Source organism: Mesorhizobium sp. 113-1-2, assembly GCF_016756475.1.
Classification (GTDB): domain Bacteria; phylum Pseudomonadota; class Alphaproteobacteria; order Rhizobiales; family Rhizobiaceae; genus Mesorhizobium; species Mesorhizobium loti_C.
Genome location: NZ_AP023242.1, coordinates 6,397,070 through 6,412,399, shown reverse-complemented (window position 1 = coordinate 6,412,399; position 15,330 = coordinate 6,397,070). Strand labels below are relative to the sequence as shown.

At 63.4% G+C, this 15,330-nt stretch carries 18 protein-coding genes; 8 read left to right on the top strand and 10 right to left on the bottom strand.

Annotated elements, in window-relative coordinates:
* Window positions 1–5 precede the first annotated feature (5 nt).
* Complete coding sequence (locus tag JN279_RS31195) at window positions 6–992, bottom strand: aldo/keto reductase (protein WP_202351106.1); 987 nt, start codon at window positions 990–992, stop codon at window positions 6–8.
* A 186-nt stretch (window positions 993–1,178) separates the two neighbouring features.
* Between JN279_RS31195 and JN279_RS31190 the strand changes: the two genes are divergently transcribed.
* The 5 genes from JN279_RS31190 to JN279_RS31170 all read left to right on the top strand — a co-directional run bounded on the left by JN279_RS31190 (window position 1,179) and on the right by JN279_RS31170 (window position 5,814).
* Window positions 1,179–2,384 carry an ABC transporter substrate-binding protein gene (locus tag JN279_RS31190; RefSeq protein ID WP_244734781.1) on the top strand — a complete coding sequence of 402 codons (1,206 nt, stop codon included), beginning with the start codon at window positions 1,179–1,181 and terminating at the stop codon, window positions 2,382–2,384.
* A 106-nt stretch (window positions 2,385–2,490) separates the two neighbouring features.
* Window positions 2,491–3,363 (top strand): branched-chain amino acid ABC transporter permease, encoded by an 873-nt coding sequence (locus JN279_RS31185; protein ID WP_202351104.1) that lies wholly within the window; start codon window positions 2,491–2,493, stop codon window positions 3,361–3,363.
* Window positions 3,360–4,376 carry a branched-chain amino acid ABC transporter permease gene (locus tag JN279_RS31180; protein ID WP_202351103.1) on the top strand — a complete coding sequence of 339 codons (1,017 nt, stop codon included), beginning with the start codon at window positions 3,360–3,362 and terminating at the stop codon, window positions 4,374–4,376. The genes JN279_RS31185 and JN279_RS31180 overlap by 4 nt, the downstream gene beginning before the upstream one ends.
* Window positions 4,373–5,095, top strand: a complete 723-nt coding sequence (locus JN279_RS31175; RefSeq protein WP_202351102.1) for an ABC transporter ATP-binding protein — start codon at window positions 4,373–4,375, stop codon at window positions 5,093–5,095. The genes JN279_RS31180 and JN279_RS31175 overlap by 4 nt, the downstream gene beginning before the upstream one ends.
* Window positions 5,092–5,814: an ABC transporter ATP-binding protein gene (locus JN279_RS31170; protein WP_202351101.1), complete on the top strand. Its 723-nt coding sequence runs from the start codon at window positions 5,092–5,094 to the stop codon at window positions 5,812–5,814. The genes JN279_RS31175 and JN279_RS31170 overlap by 4 nt, the downstream gene beginning before the upstream one ends.
* Before the next feature lie 8 nt (window positions 5,815–5,822).
* Here JN279_RS31170 and JN279_RS31165 read toward each other — a convergent pair whose 3' ends face one another.
* Window positions 5,823–6,563 (bottom strand): FadR/GntR family transcriptional regulator, encoded by a 741-nt coding sequence (locus JN279_RS31165; RefSeq protein ID WP_202351100.1) that lies wholly within the window; start codon window positions 6,561–6,563, stop codon window positions 5,823–5,825.
* A gap of 74 nt (window positions 6,564–6,637) precedes the next feature.
* Here JN279_RS31165 and JN279_RS31160 point away from each other — a divergent pair, with 74 nt between their 5' ends.
* Window positions 6,638–7,609: an NAD(P)-dependent oxidoreductase gene (locus JN279_RS31160; RefSeq protein ID WP_446720430.1), complete on the top strand. Its 972-nt coding sequence runs from the start codon at window positions 6,638–6,640 to the stop codon at window positions 7,607–7,609.
* Window positions 7,610–7,646: 37 nt separating this feature from the next.
* On the opposite strand, the gene JN279_RS31155 is transcribed toward JN279_RS31160, so the two are convergent.
* The 5 genes from JN279_RS31155 to JN279_RS31135 form a co-directional block, all read right to left on the bottom strand.
* Entirely contained in the window at window positions 7,647–7,856 is a 210-nt protein-coding gene (locus JN279_RS31155) for a hypothetical protein (RefSeq protein ID WP_020628784.1), read from the bottom strand.
* Between the two features lie 112 nt (window positions 7,857–7,968).
* Window positions 7,969–8,148: a hypothetical protein gene (locus tag JN279_RS31150; protein ID WP_019856610.1), complete on the bottom strand. Its 180-nt coding sequence runs from the start codon at window positions 8,146–8,148 to the stop codon at window positions 7,969–7,971.
* 88 nt (window positions 8,149–8,236) lie between these two features.
* A complete protein-coding gene (locus tag JN279_RS31145; protein ID WP_202351098.1) occupies window positions 8,237–8,422 on the bottom strand; it encodes a hypothetical protein in 186 nt (61 codons plus the stop codon).
* A 174-nt stretch (window positions 8,423–8,596) separates the two neighbouring features.
* Window positions 8,597–9,211: a hypothetical protein gene (locus tag JN279_RS31140; RefSeq protein ID WP_202351097.1), complete on the bottom strand. Its 615-nt coding sequence runs from the start codon at window positions 9,209–9,211 to the stop codon at window positions 8,597–8,599.
* A 37-nt stretch (window positions 9,212–9,248) separates the two neighbouring features.
* Window positions 9,249–9,953: an SOS response-associated peptidase gene (locus JN279_RS31135; RefSeq protein ID WP_202351096.1), complete on the bottom strand. Its 705-nt coding sequence runs from the start codon at window positions 9,951–9,953 to the stop codon at window positions 9,249–9,251.
* An 834-nt stretch (window positions 9,954–10,787) separates the two neighbouring features.
* Between JN279_RS31135 and JN279_RS31130 the strand changes: the two genes are divergently transcribed.
* On the top strand, window positions 10,788–11,066 hold the full coding sequence (locus JN279_RS31130) for a hypothetical protein (RefSeq protein ID WP_202351095.1): 279 nt from the start codon (window positions 10,788–10,790) through the stop codon (window positions 11,064–11,066).
* A gap of 400 nt (window positions 11,067–11,466) precedes the next feature.
* Here the strand turns inward: JN279_RS31130 and JN279_RS31125 are convergent, their stop codons facing one another.
* Window positions 11,467–12,273, bottom strand: a complete 807-nt coding sequence (locus tag JN279_RS31125; protein ID WP_202351094.1) for a FadR/GntR family transcriptional regulator — start codon at window positions 12,271–12,273, stop codon at window positions 11,467–11,469.
* A gap of 3 nt (window positions 12,274–12,276) precedes the next feature.
* Complete coding sequence (locus JN279_RS31120) at window positions 12,277–13,719, bottom strand: FAD-binding oxidoreductase (RefSeq protein ID WP_202351093.1); 1,443 nt, start codon at window positions 13,717–13,719, stop codon at window positions 12,277–12,279.
* Window positions 13,720–13,880: 161 nt separating this feature from the next.
* Here JN279_RS31120 and gloA point away from each other — a divergent pair, with 161 nt between their 5' ends.
* Window positions 13,881–14,291, top strand: coding sequence for a lactoylglutathione lyase (gloA, locus tag JN279_RS31115; RefSeq protein ID WP_202351092.1), 411 nt, complete (start codon window positions 13,881–13,883; stop codon window positions 14,289–14,291).
* A 71-nt stretch (window positions 14,292–14,362) separates the two neighbouring features.
* Here gloA and JN279_RS31110 read toward each other — a convergent pair whose 3' ends face one another.
* A complete protein-coding gene (locus tag JN279_RS31110; RefSeq protein ID WP_202351091.1) occupies window positions 14,363–15,328 on the bottom strand; it encodes an ABC transporter permease in 966 nt (321 codons plus the stop codon).
* Window positions 15,329–15,330: the final 2 nt, after the last annotated feature.

Sequence of the window (15,330 nt, the reverse complement as noted above, 5' to 3'; positions counted from 1 at the left end):
GCCAATCACCAGCGCTGGTGCACGTAGGGCTTGATGTCCTGGTCGTAGATCGCCTTCACCTTGGCCATCATCTCGTTCGATAGCGGCGCAAGTTCCGCCGCCTCGGCATTGGAAACCGCCTGCGCCGGGTTGCGGGCGCCGGGAATGACCACGCTCACCGCGTCGAACATCAGGATCCAGCGCAGCGCGAATTTCGCCATCGTCGTGTCGCCGGAGACCAGCGGCCGGATCTTCTCGACCGCCGCCAGCCCGACCTCATAAGGCACGCCCGAAAAGGTCTCGCCGACATCGAAGGCCTCGCCGTTGCGGTTGAACAGGCGATGGTCGGTGGTCTCGAATTTGGTGTCGGCCTTGAACTTGCCCGACAGCAAGCCGCTGGCCAGCGGCACGCGGGCGATGATGGCGACATCGTTCTTCTTCGCCTCAGCGAAAAACAGTTCCGCCGGGCGCTGGCGGAAGGCGTTGAAGATGATCTGCACGCTGACGACGCCGGGATATTGCATCGCCTTCAGCGCCTCTTCGACGCGCTCGACGCTGACGCCGTAGTTGCGGATCTTGCCTTGCTCGACGAGCCGGTCGAGGCGCTCGAACACCTCCGGGTGGTAATAGAGGTCGGTAGGCGGGCAATGCAGCTGCACGAGGTCGAGCGTGTCGGCTTCGAGATACTTCAGGCTGCGGTCGATCCAGCCGGTCAGGTTTTCCAGGCTGTAGCCTTCGACGGTCTGCTTCGGCAGCCGCCGTCCGGCCTTGGTGGCGATGAAAGGCCGCTCGCCGCCGCGCTCCTTCATCACCCGGGCGATCAGCTTCTCCGAGCGGCCGTCGCCATAAACGTCGGCGGTGTCGAGGAAAGTGACGCCGGCGTCGAGTGCAGCATGCAAGGCGGCGACCGCGTCATCGTCATTGACCTCGCCCCAGGCGGCGCCGATCGCCCAGGCGCCAAAACCGATTTCGCTGACTGATCTGCCGGTGCGGCCGAATTTCCGTGATTGCATCTTGCTGTTCCTGACTGCGGCTGCGCCGGCAATTCCGGCTTAGCGATTCTGATTTTCGGGAAGCCTCTTATCGCATGGCAATGCGATTGACATCTCCGCCGGTAAGATTTACCAGATTACAGGGTTGTATGACAACCCGGTAAGACTGCAATGATTTGGAGTCGGGAGGATCTCACATTGAAAACCGTGCTTAAACTGGCCGCGTCAGCGGCCTTGTGCCTTGGCGCGTTCGCTCATCCGGCGTTTGCCGAGGACAACATCGTCAAGATCGGCGTCGTCGCCGCCGAGTCTGGCTCGTTCGTGTCTGCCGGCCATACCTTGCCGGCCGGCGTCGGCCTTGCCGTCAAGCAGATCAACGATGCCGGCGGCTTCAAGGTCGGCGGCAAGACCTACAAGCTCGAAATGGTCAAGCGTGACGACCGCACCGATATCGCCACCGCCATCGCCGCCACCCAGGAGCTGGTGCGCGACGTGAAGGTGCAGGCGATCTTCGGCTCGGAAACGCATGACTTCACGCTCGCCATGGCCAAGATCACGCAGCCGGCCAAGATCATCCATTTCGCCGGCAATTCGACGCTGGCGAAAATCCTCAACCCGGATTCGGTCAAGCCGGGCGGCGAGGATCACTATCTCTTCCAGTCCGAACCGCAGGAGTTCCAGCGCTCCGGATCGACCGCGCGTGGTGTCCTGTCCCTGCTCGAGCCATTGCTCGGCTTCAAGCCGAAGAAGTCGGTGATGATCGTCGGCAACGATGCCACCGGCCAGTTCCTGTCGTCCTATTACTACAAGGCGCTGAAGGCCGAAGGGCAGGATGTGCCGGACATCATCTTCTATCCGCCGGACACGACCGATTTCTCGCCCTTCCTGACCCGGGCCAAGAGCCTCAATCCTGATATCATCCACTTCTGGTACAATGGCGATTCAACGCTGACGGCGCTGCCGCAGGCGCTCGAACTCGGGGCGGCGAAAAGCTATTTCCTGTTCGGCGTCGACCCCGGCATCTGGAAGGAAAAGCAGCTGTCGGCCGACGTGCCGGTGGCAATGAGCTGCGTGCCGGTGTGCTGGGGCGAGTCCTCCAACCCGAAGGCCAAGGCCTATTTCGATGCCTACTTCGCCGCCGGCGCGCCGCACGGCGTGACCTCGTCGGTGTCGCTGCTCTACCACGACTATGTGCACTTCCTGGTCGAAGCCTGGCAGAAGGCCGACAGCTTCGATCCGGACAAGACGGTCGACGCGCTGCTGACGCTGCACCACCAGGGCGTGGTCTCGGATGATCTGACCTTCAATCCGACGCATCAGGTCACCCACGCGACGGAAGTCTGCGCCGCGGCACCCGGTGGCGCCATCTCCTGCGCCATGCAGCAGCCGCCGGCCGAAGCGCCGAAGAGCTGAAGAGCCGAAGAGCTGAAGAACTGAAGAACTGAAGAACTGAAGAACCATACAGGGTTGGCGGCATCCACCGCCAACTCCCTTTCTTGCAAGACAGGTCTCGATCGCCGTGGATATTTTCATCCAGCAAATCCTCAACGGTCTTTCCATCGCCAGCGTCATCACGCTCATCGCCATCGGCGTGACGCTGATCTTCGGCCTGACCGGCATCATCAACTTCGCCCATGGCGAATTCCTGATGATCGGCGGCATCGTCACCTGGCTCGCCGTCAGCGCCGGCCTCGGCTTTCCCCTGGCCGTGGTGCTTTCGATCCTGGCGGTCGGGCTGATGGGCTATGTGCTCGAACGCGGCCTGTTCCGCTTCACGCTGGAGCGGCCGACCAACGGCTTCATCGTCTCGCTCGGCCTCATCGTCGTTTTGCAGCATGTCGTCGTGCTGTTCTGGAACCCCAACCAGAAGAGCATTCCCCGTCCGCTGACCACGGTGTGGGAGATCGCCGGCGTGCGCATCGCGTCCGTGCGCGTCATGGTCATTCTGATCACCATAGCCGTGGTGGCACTGAGCTTCCGTATGATCACCGCCAGCCGATACGGCCGCGCGCTGCGCGCCAGCGTCGAGGACCGCGATACAGCGGCCTTGATGGGCATTCCGGTGCGCCGCTACATCACCGGCGTCTTCGTGCTTGGCAGTGCGCTGGCCGGGCTCGGCGGCGCGCTTTTGATCGCGCTGTTTCCGATCACGCCCTTCACCGGCGGCACCATGGTGATGAAGGGCTTTGCCGTCGCGCTGATCGGCGGCCTTGGCAACATCTACGGCGCCGTCGCCGCCGGCCTCATCCTCGGCATCGTCGAAGGCTTCAGCGCCGGCTACGGCTTCTCGCAATGGACCGACGCCTATTCCTTCGCCCTGATGATCCTGGTGCTGATCGTGCGCCCGCACGGCCTGTTCGGCGGCACCAGCGGACCCCGGATGGCGTCATGAGTGCCGGTTCCGCCCTCAAGCCGTTGCGGTCCCTTTTGCCGGTGCTGGTCATCCTGGCGCTGATCGCGGCCGTGCCGCTGTTTTCGCCCAGCAACCGCTTCCTGTCGCTGGCGATCTCGGCCGGCATTAATGTGATCGCGCTCTATGGCCTTTCGGTGCTGTTCGGCCAGACCGGTATCCTGTCGATGGGCCATGCCGCCCTGGTCGGAGTCGGCGCCTATGCCGCGGCGATCCTGGCGCGGGACTTCGGCGTCGGTTTTTGGGCGGCGCTGCCGGTGGCCGCACTGGCAAGCGCCGTCTTCGCCATGATCGTCGGCATTCCCTCGCTGCGTGTCGGCGGCCATCACTTCGTCATCATGACCTTCGCCTTCGGCCAGCTGCTCGCCATCGTGCTGACCAATGGCGGCGACTACACCGGTGCGGCCACGGGGCTCGACATCGCCGGTCCGGTCACCCTGTTCGGCGCGGATCTGAGCGATCTGACGCGCTACTATCTGATGGTGGTGGCTTTCGTCACGGCGGCGGCGGTGGCGAGCTGGGCGATCATCCATTCCTCCTATGGCCGCACGCTGCGCGCTATCAGGGAAAACGAAAAGCTGGCCGCTTCGCTCGGCATCAATGTCGGCCGCCACAAGATCGGCGCCTTCGTTGTCAGCGGCGTCTTCGCCGGCAACTCCGGCGTGCTGCTGGCCTATTTCCTCGGCCACATCTCGCCCTCGCAATTCTCGTCCTTCCCCAGCATCTACCTGGCGCTGATGGTGATGATCGGCGGCGCAAGGCTGATCGAGGGGCCGCTCGCCGGCGGCATCCTCGTCGCCTTCCTGCCGGAAGTGCTCAACCTCGATCCGGTGCAGTCGCGCATCGTCTACGGTGTGTGCCTGATCGCCGTGATCATGCTTCTGCCCGACGGGTTGATCGGCGGCATCGTGCGCGCGCTGCGCGCGGCATTTTCGGGCAAGCCGAAACGGGAGGCGGAAGAGCGTGAAGCCGCCCCCTCGGAGGCGCGGCAATGAGCCCGATCCTGGCAATCAACGGCCTCAGCAAACAATTCGGCGGCGTCACGGCCCTTGCCGGCGTCGACCTCGCCATCGAGGAGGGCGAAATCCTCGGTGTCGTCGGCCCGAACGGATCCGGCAAGACCACCCTGTTCAACGTCGTCACCGGCGTCCACAAGCCAAGCGGCGGCACCGTGCTGTTTCGCGGGCGCGACATCACCGGTCTGGCGCCGCACGCCATATCGCGGGCCGGCATCGGCTACACTTTCCAGCAGGCCATGGCCTTTGCCGGGCTTGGCGTGCTGGAAAATGTCCAGATCGCCGGCGAGCACGCGCGGGCAGGGGGCACGGCCAACCCCTGGCCGACGCCGCAGGCGCTGCTCGACTTCGTCGGCTTGAGCGCGCTTGGCGCCGAAAAGGCCGGCGTGCTGCCCTTCGGCAGCCTGCGCCTGCTTGGCCTGGCGCTGGCGCTGGCGACGCGGCCGTCGCTGCTTCTGCTCGACGAACCCGCCGCCGGCCTGAACGACCGCGAAACCTCTGCCCTGGTCGGCCTTGTTCGCCAGTTGCCGGGCCACGGCATCACGGTCTGCGTCATCGACCACGACATGAAGCTGATGCAGATGCTGTGCCGGCGCCTTGCCGTGCTCGATTTCGGCTCCAAGATCGCCGACGGGCCGACCGAAACGGTGCTTGCCGATCCCAAGGTGTTGGACGTCTATCTCGGAGGCGATCTGTGAGCCTGCTCGCCGTCTCCGATGTCGTCACCGGCTACGGACCGACCATCGTCAACCGTGGCGTTTCGCTGACATTGGCCGAAGGCGAAATCGTCACCATTCTTGGACCCAACGGCGCCGGCAAATCGACCTTGCTCAAGGCCATCGCCGGGCTGATCAAACCGCGCGCCGGCAGCATCGCCTTCGACGGCGCCGACGTCACCGGGCTTGCCGCCGATGTCATGGCCAGGCGCGGCGTCATGCTGGTGCCGGAGGGCAGAAAAATCTTCGTCGACATGACGGTCGAGGAGAATTTGCGCCTCGGCGCCTATGCGCGCCGTGACGAGGCGGCCGTGGAAGTCGACTTCCAGACCATGCTGTCCTTCTTTCCGATCCTCGCCACCAAGCGCCGCGACAGGGGCGGTTCGCTGAGCGGCGGCCAGCAGCAGATGCTGGCGATCGCGCGCGGGCTGATGGCGCGGCCGCGCGTGCTGCTGCTCGACGAGCCGTCGCTCGGCCTGTCGCCGCTGCTGGTCAAGGAGATCAAGGCGATCATTCTCGATATCGGCGCGCGCTTCGGTGCCTCGGTGCTGCTGGTCGAACAGAACGCCGGCCTGGCGCTCGCCGTCGCCTCGCGCGGCTATCTCATGCAGAACGGCCGTATCGTCGTTTCAGGGCCGATCGCCGAACTCAGCGACATGTCGCTGATGCGCGAACTCTATCTCGGCGGGGTGGCGGGATGAGCAATCCCTTATTCGTGCCCGGCCTTGTCGCGCAGATCCTCGAAACGGGCGTAGCTCTTGGCCAGATGGCTGCGCATGGCGCGCCGCGCCGCGTTGACATCCCTGGCCTCGATCGCCCCGAGGATGGCGCGATGCTCGCGCTGCATGCGCTCGAGATATTTTTCCCGCTCGGCCTCGGTCATCCGGTCGAGCCGTGTCCACTGGCGCGGGATCATGGCGCTGCCGAACGTGTCGAACAGCCGGGTGAAGTTCGGGTTCTGCGTTGCCGCGAGAATGGCGCGGTGGAAACCAAAGTCCTCTTCCGAACCGGAGCCGCCGGCACGCACCGCCGCCTCCAGCGCATCGAGCCGCGCGCTCATCTGCGCCAGTGCCGCCTCGCTGCGCCGCTCGGCGGCAAGGCCGGTCGCTTCCACCTCGATGCCCATGCGCAGTTCCAGCACGCGCAGCACCTCGTCGATCGATTCGAGATCATCCGGCAGGATCGAAAAGGTCCGCGGCAGCGGATCCTTGGCGACGAAGGCGCCGAGGCCCTGGCGCGTGGTGATCAGCCCGCGCGCCCGCAACGCGGCCAGCGCCTCGCGCACCACGGTGCGGCTGACGCCGGTGGCGGCGACGATCTCCTGCTCGGTCGGCAGACGCTGGCCCGGCGCCAGGTCGCCGGATTCGATCTGCGCGATCAGCGTGTTGACGAGCCCGGTCCGCAGATTGGGCGCCTGCGGTATGGCATCGAAAAGCATGGTCTCCGCCATCGTGCGGGCTCCGGTCCGGTTCTTCGGCAAAGGTCGTTTCTTCGACGAAGGCCGAATCTTGTTCAAAGAATTGCATCGACAGGTGCGCGCCGCAAGGTGACGAAAGTTCAGTCCGCAAGCGCGGGCACCAGGAGGATTGCATGAAAGAACGCATTGGCTTCATCGGCCTGGGCGCGATGGGCGCCGGCATGGCCGACAATCTGTTGCGCAAGGGCTGGCCGCTGACGGTCCATGTGCACCGCAGCCGCACGGCCGCCGACCGGCTGATCGCCGCCGGCGCGACGGAAGCGGCAAGCCCACGCGACCTCGCTAGCGCCTGCGACATCGTCATCCTCTGCGTCACCGGCTCGCGCGAGGTCGAGGCGCTGGTCAAGGGTCCGGATGGGCTGGCCACGGCCAAAAGGCCGCTGCTGATCATCGACTGCTCGACCTCCAACCCGTCCTCGACGACAGCGCTTGCCGCCGAGCTCGCGGCACAAGGCGTCACGCTGATCGACGCGCCGCTGGCGCGCACGCCCAAGGAAGCCGCCGAGGGCAAGCTCGATGTCATGGTCGGCGGCGCGGCCGAGCCGGTCGCCCGCGCCCGCCCGGTGCTCGAAGCCTTCGCCGCGCGCATTGTCCATACCGGCCCGACCGGCAGCGGCCACACCATGAAGCTGCTCAACAATTTCGTCTCGATGGGCTATTCCGCGATCTATTCGGAAGCGCTGACGCTGGGCGCCAAGGCCGGGCTGACGCCGCAGGTCTTCAACAGCGTCATCTCCGGCAGCCGCATGGATTGCGGCTTCTACCAGGCCTTCTTCGACTTCGTGCTCAACCGCAACGAAAACGCCCAGCGCTTCGCCATCGCCAATGCGCTGAAGGACATGACCTATCTCGCCTCCTTCGCCCAGGCGGCTGGTGTTGCGAACCCGGTCGGCGCCGTGGTGCGCAACGGTTTTGCGACGGCGGTTGCCACCGGCCATGGCGAGAAATTCGTGCCGGCGCTGTCGGATATTGTCGCTGGCCTCAACGGCGTATCTCTGGTGGAGCCGCCAGTGGCATGACGGGGCAGGGCCGACTATCGCAGCCAGTCACCAGCGATCACCCCAGCACGGGCGGCGTAGGATCGTAGCCGATCGAAACGATTCCCGGATGCCGGTGGGCGATGGCGAGTATCTGGGTCTCAAGCTCGCAATTGTAGGCCATGAGCGCCTTCACGGTCTCAAGCGGGCTGTCGTAGCGCGCGATGAGTTTCACGGCTTCCGAATGCAACTCGGCTTTGGCTTCGTCGTCAAAGTGCATCGTGCCCATTGCGGTTCCTCCTAGAGCAATTCCAGGAAAAGTGTGAGCGGTTTTCCGTCTGGAATTGCGTCAAAACAAAGAGTTAGAGCGGTTCGCCGTTTCGACGAAACGGTGAAAGGCTCTAGCGCGTCGCGCGGCGAGGGGTGGTGAGTGCATCAAGCCGCTCCTGAAGATGCCCATTGAGCACGATCATTTCCTTGAGCGCCTTCATCACATCGCCCTTGTGGACGGCGATGAAATCCTCGGCGTGAGCCTGGAGGGCGGCCTCCTGGCGACTGTTCAGTGTCACGATACGGTCCATGGCTGGTGCTCCAAACGCTGCATGGCCACAGTGAACAAAAAGGGAACGAAGATGTCAAGGACGAATTGACTCGGCGAGGAATAGGTTCCTATTTTCTAATATGCCGGAGCAGCCCAGAAAACCCCGCCGCCTTGTGCAGACCCTCAGCAAAGCGCACGAGGTCGGTCAGCTGATCCGCGTCCGCTGCTTCAATTGCAACATCACCCGCCACTATCTGCCCGGCGATCTTGCCAAGCTGGTTGGAGACATTCCGTTCTGGGACGTTGACCGGCACATGCGTTGCGAGCGGTGCAAACGTCGCGACCTTGACGTTGATATCCTGCTGCCAAGCGCCTCGGAGGGTTTGAAGATACGCGTGAGGCGACTTGTGGAAGTCCGGATGGTGCGCAGGGTGATTTGGAGAGATGAGGAATGAGAATCTGCTTAGGCTGGTGCTATCGGCGTGACCCTAAAGCACCCAGAAACGCTTCGGATCAAAACGTTCGTTGGACATCGGCTCAGTTCCAACCTTGAAGCATCCATCGATCAGATCGTTGGCCAAAAGCGCCTCTTCGCCAACTAGCCCATTGCGATAAGCAACGCCACACGTTCGCTCTGGGATCGCTACAATATAGTCGTCGCCAAATAGGTCTTGAAAAAGCCCCGGCACAAGCAGTCGCGACGGCCCCATGCTGTCCTCATTCAACAGGCTGAGCACGAACGGGCGGCCATCAGCTCCCTTTTTGCTGCCTGCGTAGGGATAGCGCCGGGAAAGTTCCGTCAGATTCTCCATAGCCAGGCCGCGCCAGTTGGTGCCACTAGCTTCCCATTTCCGTGACATGTCCCAGCTCACATATCGGAAATAGTTTTGGGGATCGGCAAGAGCCCATGATACACCAAAAGGCAAATCACCCAGGCGCTCTATCGGTCCAGGCCAAGCCGAACTTACCGCAGACAAGGGCATAACCTGAGGGAAGACCTTGGCAAGATCGTTATCTTCCGGATTGCGCCTCAAAACCTCGCGCAACGTCTCAAGTTGCGAGGACTCTGATACCACTGACTTCTTCCTGAATTTCTCGAACAAGCCTTTAAACACTTCGCCCCCACGTTCCGCTTCAACCCTAGAAAAGCGATCCTTGCACAGGAGGTTCCTGAGGAAACTTAATCTGCGTCGCTGGCTTCTCGACAATCACAAGCGCATCGTCAGGCGCCGTGCGCTGTAGCCGCTTCGCTTCAGACCAAGGAGCGGTTAGCCACGTCTCCGTCTCCTCTTGCGTCCTCAGGATCACCGGCATGGCCTTCTCGTGGATCGGCTTGATGAGCGCGTTGGGCGCTACCGTCATGAAGCCATAGAGCTCGAAGTCCCCGGGGCCATCCTTGACCTTGCGCACGCCGTGCCACGGCGTCCAGAGGCCAGCGAAGAAGAACAGCGGGCGGTCCTCATTGAGCGCGAACCAGTAGTTCCGCTGGATGCCGGTCTCAGGGTCCTTGTCGCCTTGTGTCGGGCTGGGTTCCGCGAAACTCGTCACCGGCACCACGCAGCGGTTCTCGACGCCGACATATTGCTGCCAATGGCCATACTGCGGGTTGCGTATGTTGGTGGTGCCGTAATCGGCCTTCCCCTTCATCCGCTCAACGGGAGTCGGCATGCCCCATAGCAGGTTGGCCAGTTCCCGCCGCCCGTCCAGCGAATTGCGCACCACCGGGCCGGGCTGGTTGGGATAGATGTCGATGGACGGCTCAAGGTTGCCCAGGATGTCCCGCAAGGTCCGAGTCCACTGGCGGACGGCTTCTTGCGATGTGGTGATGTTGTAGAGGTTGCACATGGCCACACTCTGCCGTGAGTGTGCTCCGCCGACCAGACGAAATTTGGAATGGAACTAATTTGTGCGCAACGACTTTGCCACCGCCATCATCACCGGCCATGGCGAAAAGTTCGTGCCGGCGCTGTAGGATATTGTTGCCGCGTTGAATGGAGTGTCGCTGGTGGGGCCGCCCCAGGGGAGTGACGGCGCTAGGGCGGGTCATGCCATGATCTGCACATTGGCTGAGCACTGGTAGCGTGCCAACGTGTAGCTCGAATCGGTTGTGATTTGTGCGCCGCACAATCTGGACGAGTCCGATAGAATCGCGATACAGCAATGGGAACTTGCGCCAAAAGCAAGTTTCGGCTTCGGGGAGGAAACCTAGCAAGCCATTGGTTTTATATGGTTTTTAGCGCCCTCGAAAAAGATCGGGGTTAGCGCGCGTTGAATCCTTGACGAGTCGTGTGCCCTTACGTCATACCAATCGATGGCGCAGGGTATTCCTGCGTCCTGATACGACAAAGCCGGGGCTGGCACCCCGGCTCCGTATCGGTAACCGCAGTGCTTTGGACGGCTTGCGGCTAGTCGGTAACAACAGTGGGATACATACTCCCAATCGACTCGCTGTCAAGTCGTCTGGAGTCTTTCATAGAAAGACACAAGACTCATGAACGAGAACGAACCTCCCTATCAACTAACTCATGACGACGCTGTGGATATCTGGCGGCGACATTGGTCTGGCGAATACCAGCATCACATCGCCGCGCGATATGGCGTCAACCCGGGCCGCGTAAACGATGTCTTGAAGGGCCGGAAGCACCCCGGCAGTCAAGATGATGCTCGGAGGGCTGCGTAATGGCGAACTTTGTCGTTACCTACGATCTGAATGGACCTCGCCCGTCTCACAAGGAGATGGACGACCATCTGCGTAAGCTGGTGGCAAACCGGGGCCGAATCCTGGAAACCGTATGGTGGGTCGAGTATCCGGGTACGGCTGCGCAGCTTCGTGATCAGGTGAAAACCATTCTTGGCAACGAGGATCTTCTGTTGGTGATCGAAGCCAGGAGTGCGGCATGGACGAAGCTCCTTGTCGATGAAAAGTCCCTGATCGAAGCATGGAAAAGGGCCGCCTGATGACAGAGTGGAACATAGCACTCATCAAAGAGCAGAACGTAAATTTTGCGGTAGCGTCAGTGCAGGATTATGTTCTGGATGATCGCCGACACGCGAACGACGTGGTGACTGCTCTTAGCCTTCGGCTAGGCCAACCCGTTGTCCTACTAGGGGCGCAACGACACCGCTACTATGGGCGGGCCGATCTGTCCCGCTTTCTTCGGAATATTCATCCTTCGCGCTTGCCGTGGCGACGGATGAATATTGCGGCGTAATGCCGAACAAAAACAGAGAGCGCGCCAGGAAACGTGATGGCGCGCTCATCCTTCTCAAATAGGGATACGTTCCTGCGCGATCGATGCGTATGTGACGAGCGATTTCCCAGGCTCCGAACCGATAGGGTGCAGGACAGGGAGTAATTTTACCCCCCCACCTGCCCGCGCACAGCCTTCCTCAACCGCGAGTGCCGCACCGGAGACGGCACCTTCTGCGCCGGCGCTGCGGGCTCTACGCCCGCCTCCCCATCATGCAACCCCACCCGCAGCGCGGCACCCGCCAGGTGGTCGCGCATGGCCGCTTGCGCGCCTTCGGCGTCGCCGGCGCGGATGGCGGTGAGGATGCGCTCGTGTTCGCCCAGTGTGATGCGGGCCATGTCGTCGGATTTCTGCTGGTTGCCGGCGGCGAGGATGCTTTCGCGCACGCGCTCGGAGACGAAGACCAGGAACTGGCCCATGTAGGAGTTGCGCGTCGCCTCGGCGACGGTGCGGTGGAATTCGAGGTCGCTGCGCAGCCAGGCGACGCTGCCATAGGGGGCGGCGCGCATGCCGGCCAGCGCATCGCTCATGGCGGCGAGATCGGTTTCCGAGCGCCGCTTGGCGGCAAGGGCTGCCGCCTGCACTTCGAGGATGCCGCGCAGTTCGAACAAATTGCGGAAGGAATCGGCGCGCTGCAGCGCCTCATAGTCGATGGTCAGCACCGTCGGGTTGGTGCTCTCGACCACGAAGGCGCCACGACCCTGCTGCGACCAGATGCGGCCTTCCGAGCGCAGCCGCGCGATCGCCTCGCGCACCACGTTGCGGCTAACCCCAAAAGTGGTCGCCAGCGCCTGCTCGGTCGGCAATTGGTCGCCTGGCTTCAGCCGCCCCTGCGCGATCTCGCGCGAGATGGAACTCGCCACCAGGGTGGAGAGGTGTGGGCCGCGATTGACCTTGTCGAGTTTCAGCGTCATCGCTCACCTATAGTCGACGGCGGATGCGGACGCCAGAATGCGGCCGTTGCTCAGGATATGGCTGGGATCGAACGCCTCCTTGATGCCGGCGGCAAGCTCGAGCGTCACCGGATCGATGCGTTCGAGGAAGGCCTTCTGCTTGACCCGGCCGATGCCGTGCTCGGCGCTGATCGAGCCGCCATAGCGGTCGACGACGGCAAAGATCTCGGCTTCAGCCTGCTCGAACAGATGCTCGATCGCTTCCACGCCCATGCCCTCCGGCGGCACGACGTTGAGATGGATGTTGCCGTCGCCGACATGGCCATAGGTGACGGCCAGCGCGTCCGGGCGCGCCTGCTCCAGCGCGGCCAGTGAGTCGGTGACGAAATCGGCGAGTTTCGAGATCGGCACCGAGACGTCGGTGCGCAGGTAGCGGCCGCCACGGCCCTGCCGCTCGACCATGATCTCGCGATAGAGCCACAGGCGCTCGCCTTGCGCCCGCGTCGATGCAACGAGGCCGTCCTCGACGATATCGGCGGCGCCGCCGAGAAACCCCAGCAGCATGGCCGAGAGGTCGATCAGCCCACCGGAGGACACCTCGATCAGCACATAGGCCGGGTAGGGCTTGTCGAGCGGGTCGGCAAAATCCTTGCCCTCGCGCATGGTGATCTCGATGCCGCCGCGCAGGATCAGTTCGAAGGCGGTGAGCAGGTCGCTGCAATCGCGCCGGGCGCGGGCATAGAGCGCCATCGCATCCTCGACGGAGCGTAAGCCCACCAGCGCGGTCTCGATCTGCGTCGGCTTGGGAAACAGCTTCAGCGCCGCCGCGGTGACGATGCCGAGCGTGCCTTCCGAGCCGATGAAGATCTGCTTGAGGTCGTAGCCGCGATTGTCCTTGCGCAGCACTTTCAGCCCGTTCCAGATGCGGCCGTCGGCCAGCACCACTTCGAGGCCCAGCACAAGGTCGCGCGTCATGCCGTAGCGCAGCACGTTGAAGCCGCCGGCATTGGTGGCGACATTGCCGCCGATGCGGCAGCTTCCTTGCGCGCCGAAGGTGATCGGCAGCAGGCAGTCGCTGTCTTCGGCGGCACGCTTGGCGTCCTCGAGGATGCAGCCGGCCTCGACCACCATGGCGAAGTCGATCGGGCTGATCGAGCGGATCCTGTTCATGCGTTCCAGCGAGATGACGATCTCGCCGCCATCGGCCGCCACCGCCGCACCGACGAGGCCGGTCAGGCCGCCTTGCGGCACGACCGGGATGCGTTCGGCATGGCAGAACCGCATCAGCGCCGACATCTCTTCGACCGAGGACGGCCGCGCCACCGCCAGCGGCCGGCCGAAATGGTCGCCCGACCAGTCGCGGCTGTAGCGCGCCAGGTCTTGCGGCTCGGTCAGCAGCCCGCCATTCGGCAGCACGCCGGCCAGGGCTGCGATCAGCGATGCGGAGGTGGGCGGCACGGCATTCATGGATTGACTCTGGACCCCTGGGGAAAACGACTGGACAACCACCATTCTTGTCGTGTTATCATACAACCCTGATTTAGAACATCAAGCGAGGTCACGTTCCAACCAGCTGTTTGATGTGGACGGTCAGACCAGCAAATCCCTGAATTCGGAGGACTTTCCCAATGAGCGACGCCCCGGGCTTTCGCTATATGCACACCATGATCAGGGTGCTCGACCTCGACAAGTCGATCGCCTTCTATACCGAGGTTCTCGGCATGACCTTGCTGCGCCGCGACGACTATCCCGGCGGCAAGTTCACCAATGCCTTTGTCGGCTACGGTCCCGAGGACAAGGAGGCCGTCGTCGAACTGACGCTGAACTGGGGCAGGGAAGAGCCCTATGAGATCGGCAACGGCTTCGGCCATCTGGCGCTCGGCGTCAACGACATATACGCCGTCTGCGCCGAGCTCGAAAAGCGCGGCGCCAAGATCCCGCGCAAGCCGGGGCCGATGCAGCACGGCACCACCCACATCGCCTTCGTCGAAGACCCGGACGGCTACAAGATCGAGCTGATCGGCCTCGACACGATGTGACCTGACCAAGCGGGGTCGCATCGGGCTTGTGATGCGACCCCGTCCTGCCCGCGCTGGCTTGGGAGGCGGGATCACTTGATGACCGCGATCTTGCTGCGGTCGATGGTGATGGCGACGGCGGCGATGAGCACCGCGCCGAACACCATGTTTTCCAGGAAAATGTTGACGCCGACAAAGGTCATGCCGATGCGCACGATCGAGATGATCAGCGCGCCGACCGCCGTGCGCGCGACGCCGCCCAGCCCGCCGGTGATGGCGGTGCCGCCGACGATGACGGCGGCGATGGCCGGCAGCAGCAGCTGGTTGGCCAGCACCGGCGAGCCGCTCGACAGCCGCGCCGCCAGCACGACGCCGGCGACAGCGGCCAGCATGCCGGAGGCGGCGAAGGCGATGATCTTGGTGCGGTCGACATTGATGCCCGCCGCCCAGGCGGCCGGCTCGCCGGCGCCGACGGCGATCGCCTGGCGGCCAAAGCGCGTGTAGCGCAGCGCCAGAAAGGCGGCGATGCCGATGACCGCCGAAATCAGCACCACCACCGGAACGCCGCCGACCGTGGCGTTGATCCAGGCGGTGTTTTCGCGGCCCGCCTCCTCGATGGTGATGGCGCGGCCGTTGGAGACCCACAGCGCCAGCCCGGTGACGACGCCGCCGGTGGCGAGAGTCGCCACGAAGGATGGGACGCGCAGCTTGACATGGACGATGCCGCTCAGCGTGCCGAAGGCGAGGCCGGACAGGATCGCCACCGGAAACGCGGCAAGCCCAAACGAGGGCAGCAACTGCGCCAGGATGACGCTCGCCAGCGAGGCGACCGCCTGGATCGACAGGTCGATGCCGCCGAGCAGGATGGCGAAGGTGACGCCGGTCGCCAGGATGAACAGAACGGCGGTGTTGGCGAACAGCAGCGACACGGTCTCGCCGGTGAGGAAACCGGGCGCGGCGATCTCGATGATCAAAAGCAGCGCGACAAGCAGGACCAGCGGAATGGCACCTTGCGTCCACTTGCCTTCAAAGATCCGCCTGATGGAGGTTTCGTTCATCG

What these genes read in the sequence shown, in the direction of transcription:
- JN279_RS31195 (WP_202351106.1), bottom strand. Translation starts at nt 992, where the DNA reads ATGCAATCACGGAAATTCGGCCGCACCGGCAGATCAGTCAGCGAAATC.
- JN279_RS31180 (WP_202351103.1), top strand. Translation starts at nt 3,360, where the DNA reads ATGAGTGCCGGTTCCGCCCTCAAGCCGTTGCGGTCCCTTTTGCCGGTG.
- JN279_RS31175 (WP_202351102.1), top strand. Translation starts at nt 4,373, where the DNA reads ATGAGCCCGATCCTGGCAATCAACGGCCTCAGCAAACAATTCGGCGGC.
- JN279_RS31165 (WP_202351100.1), bottom strand. Translation starts at nt 6,563, where the DNA reads ATGGCGGAGACCATGCTTTTCGATGCCATACCGCAGGCGCCCAATCTG.
- JN279_RS31155 (WP_020628784.1), bottom strand. Translation starts at nt 7,856, where the DNA reads ATGGGCACGATGCACTTTGACGACGAAGCCAAAGCCGAGTTGCATTCG.
- JN279_RS31150 (WP_019856610.1), bottom strand. Translation starts at nt 8,148, where the DNA reads ATGGACCGTATCGTGACACTGAACAGTCGCCAGGAGGCCGCCCTCCAG.
- JN279_RS31135 (WP_202351096.1), bottom strand. Translation starts at nt 9,953, where the DNA reads ATGTGCAACCTCTACAACATCACCACATCGCAAGAAGCCGTCCGCCAG.
- JN279_RS31130 (WP_202351095.1), top strand. Translation starts at nt 10,788, where the DNA reads ATGGCGAACTTTGTCGTTACCTACGATCTGAATGGACCTCGCCCGTCT.
- JN279_RS31125 (WP_202351094.1), bottom strand. Translation starts at nt 12,273, where the DNA reads ATGACGCTGAAACTCGACAAGGTCAATCGCGGCCCACACCTCTCCACC.
- JN279_RS31120 (WP_202351093.1), bottom strand. Translation starts at nt 13,719, where the DNA reads ATGAATGCCGTGCCGCCCACCTCCGCATCGCTGATCGCAGCCCTGGCC.
- gloA (WP_202351092.1), top strand. Translation starts at nt 13,881, where the DNA reads ATGAGCGACGCCCCGGGCTTTCGCTATATGCACACCATGATCAGGGTG.
- JN279_RS31110 (WP_202351091.1), bottom strand. Translation starts at nt 15,328, where the DNA reads ATGAACGAAACCTCCATCAGGCGGATCTTTGAAGGCAAGTGGACGCAA.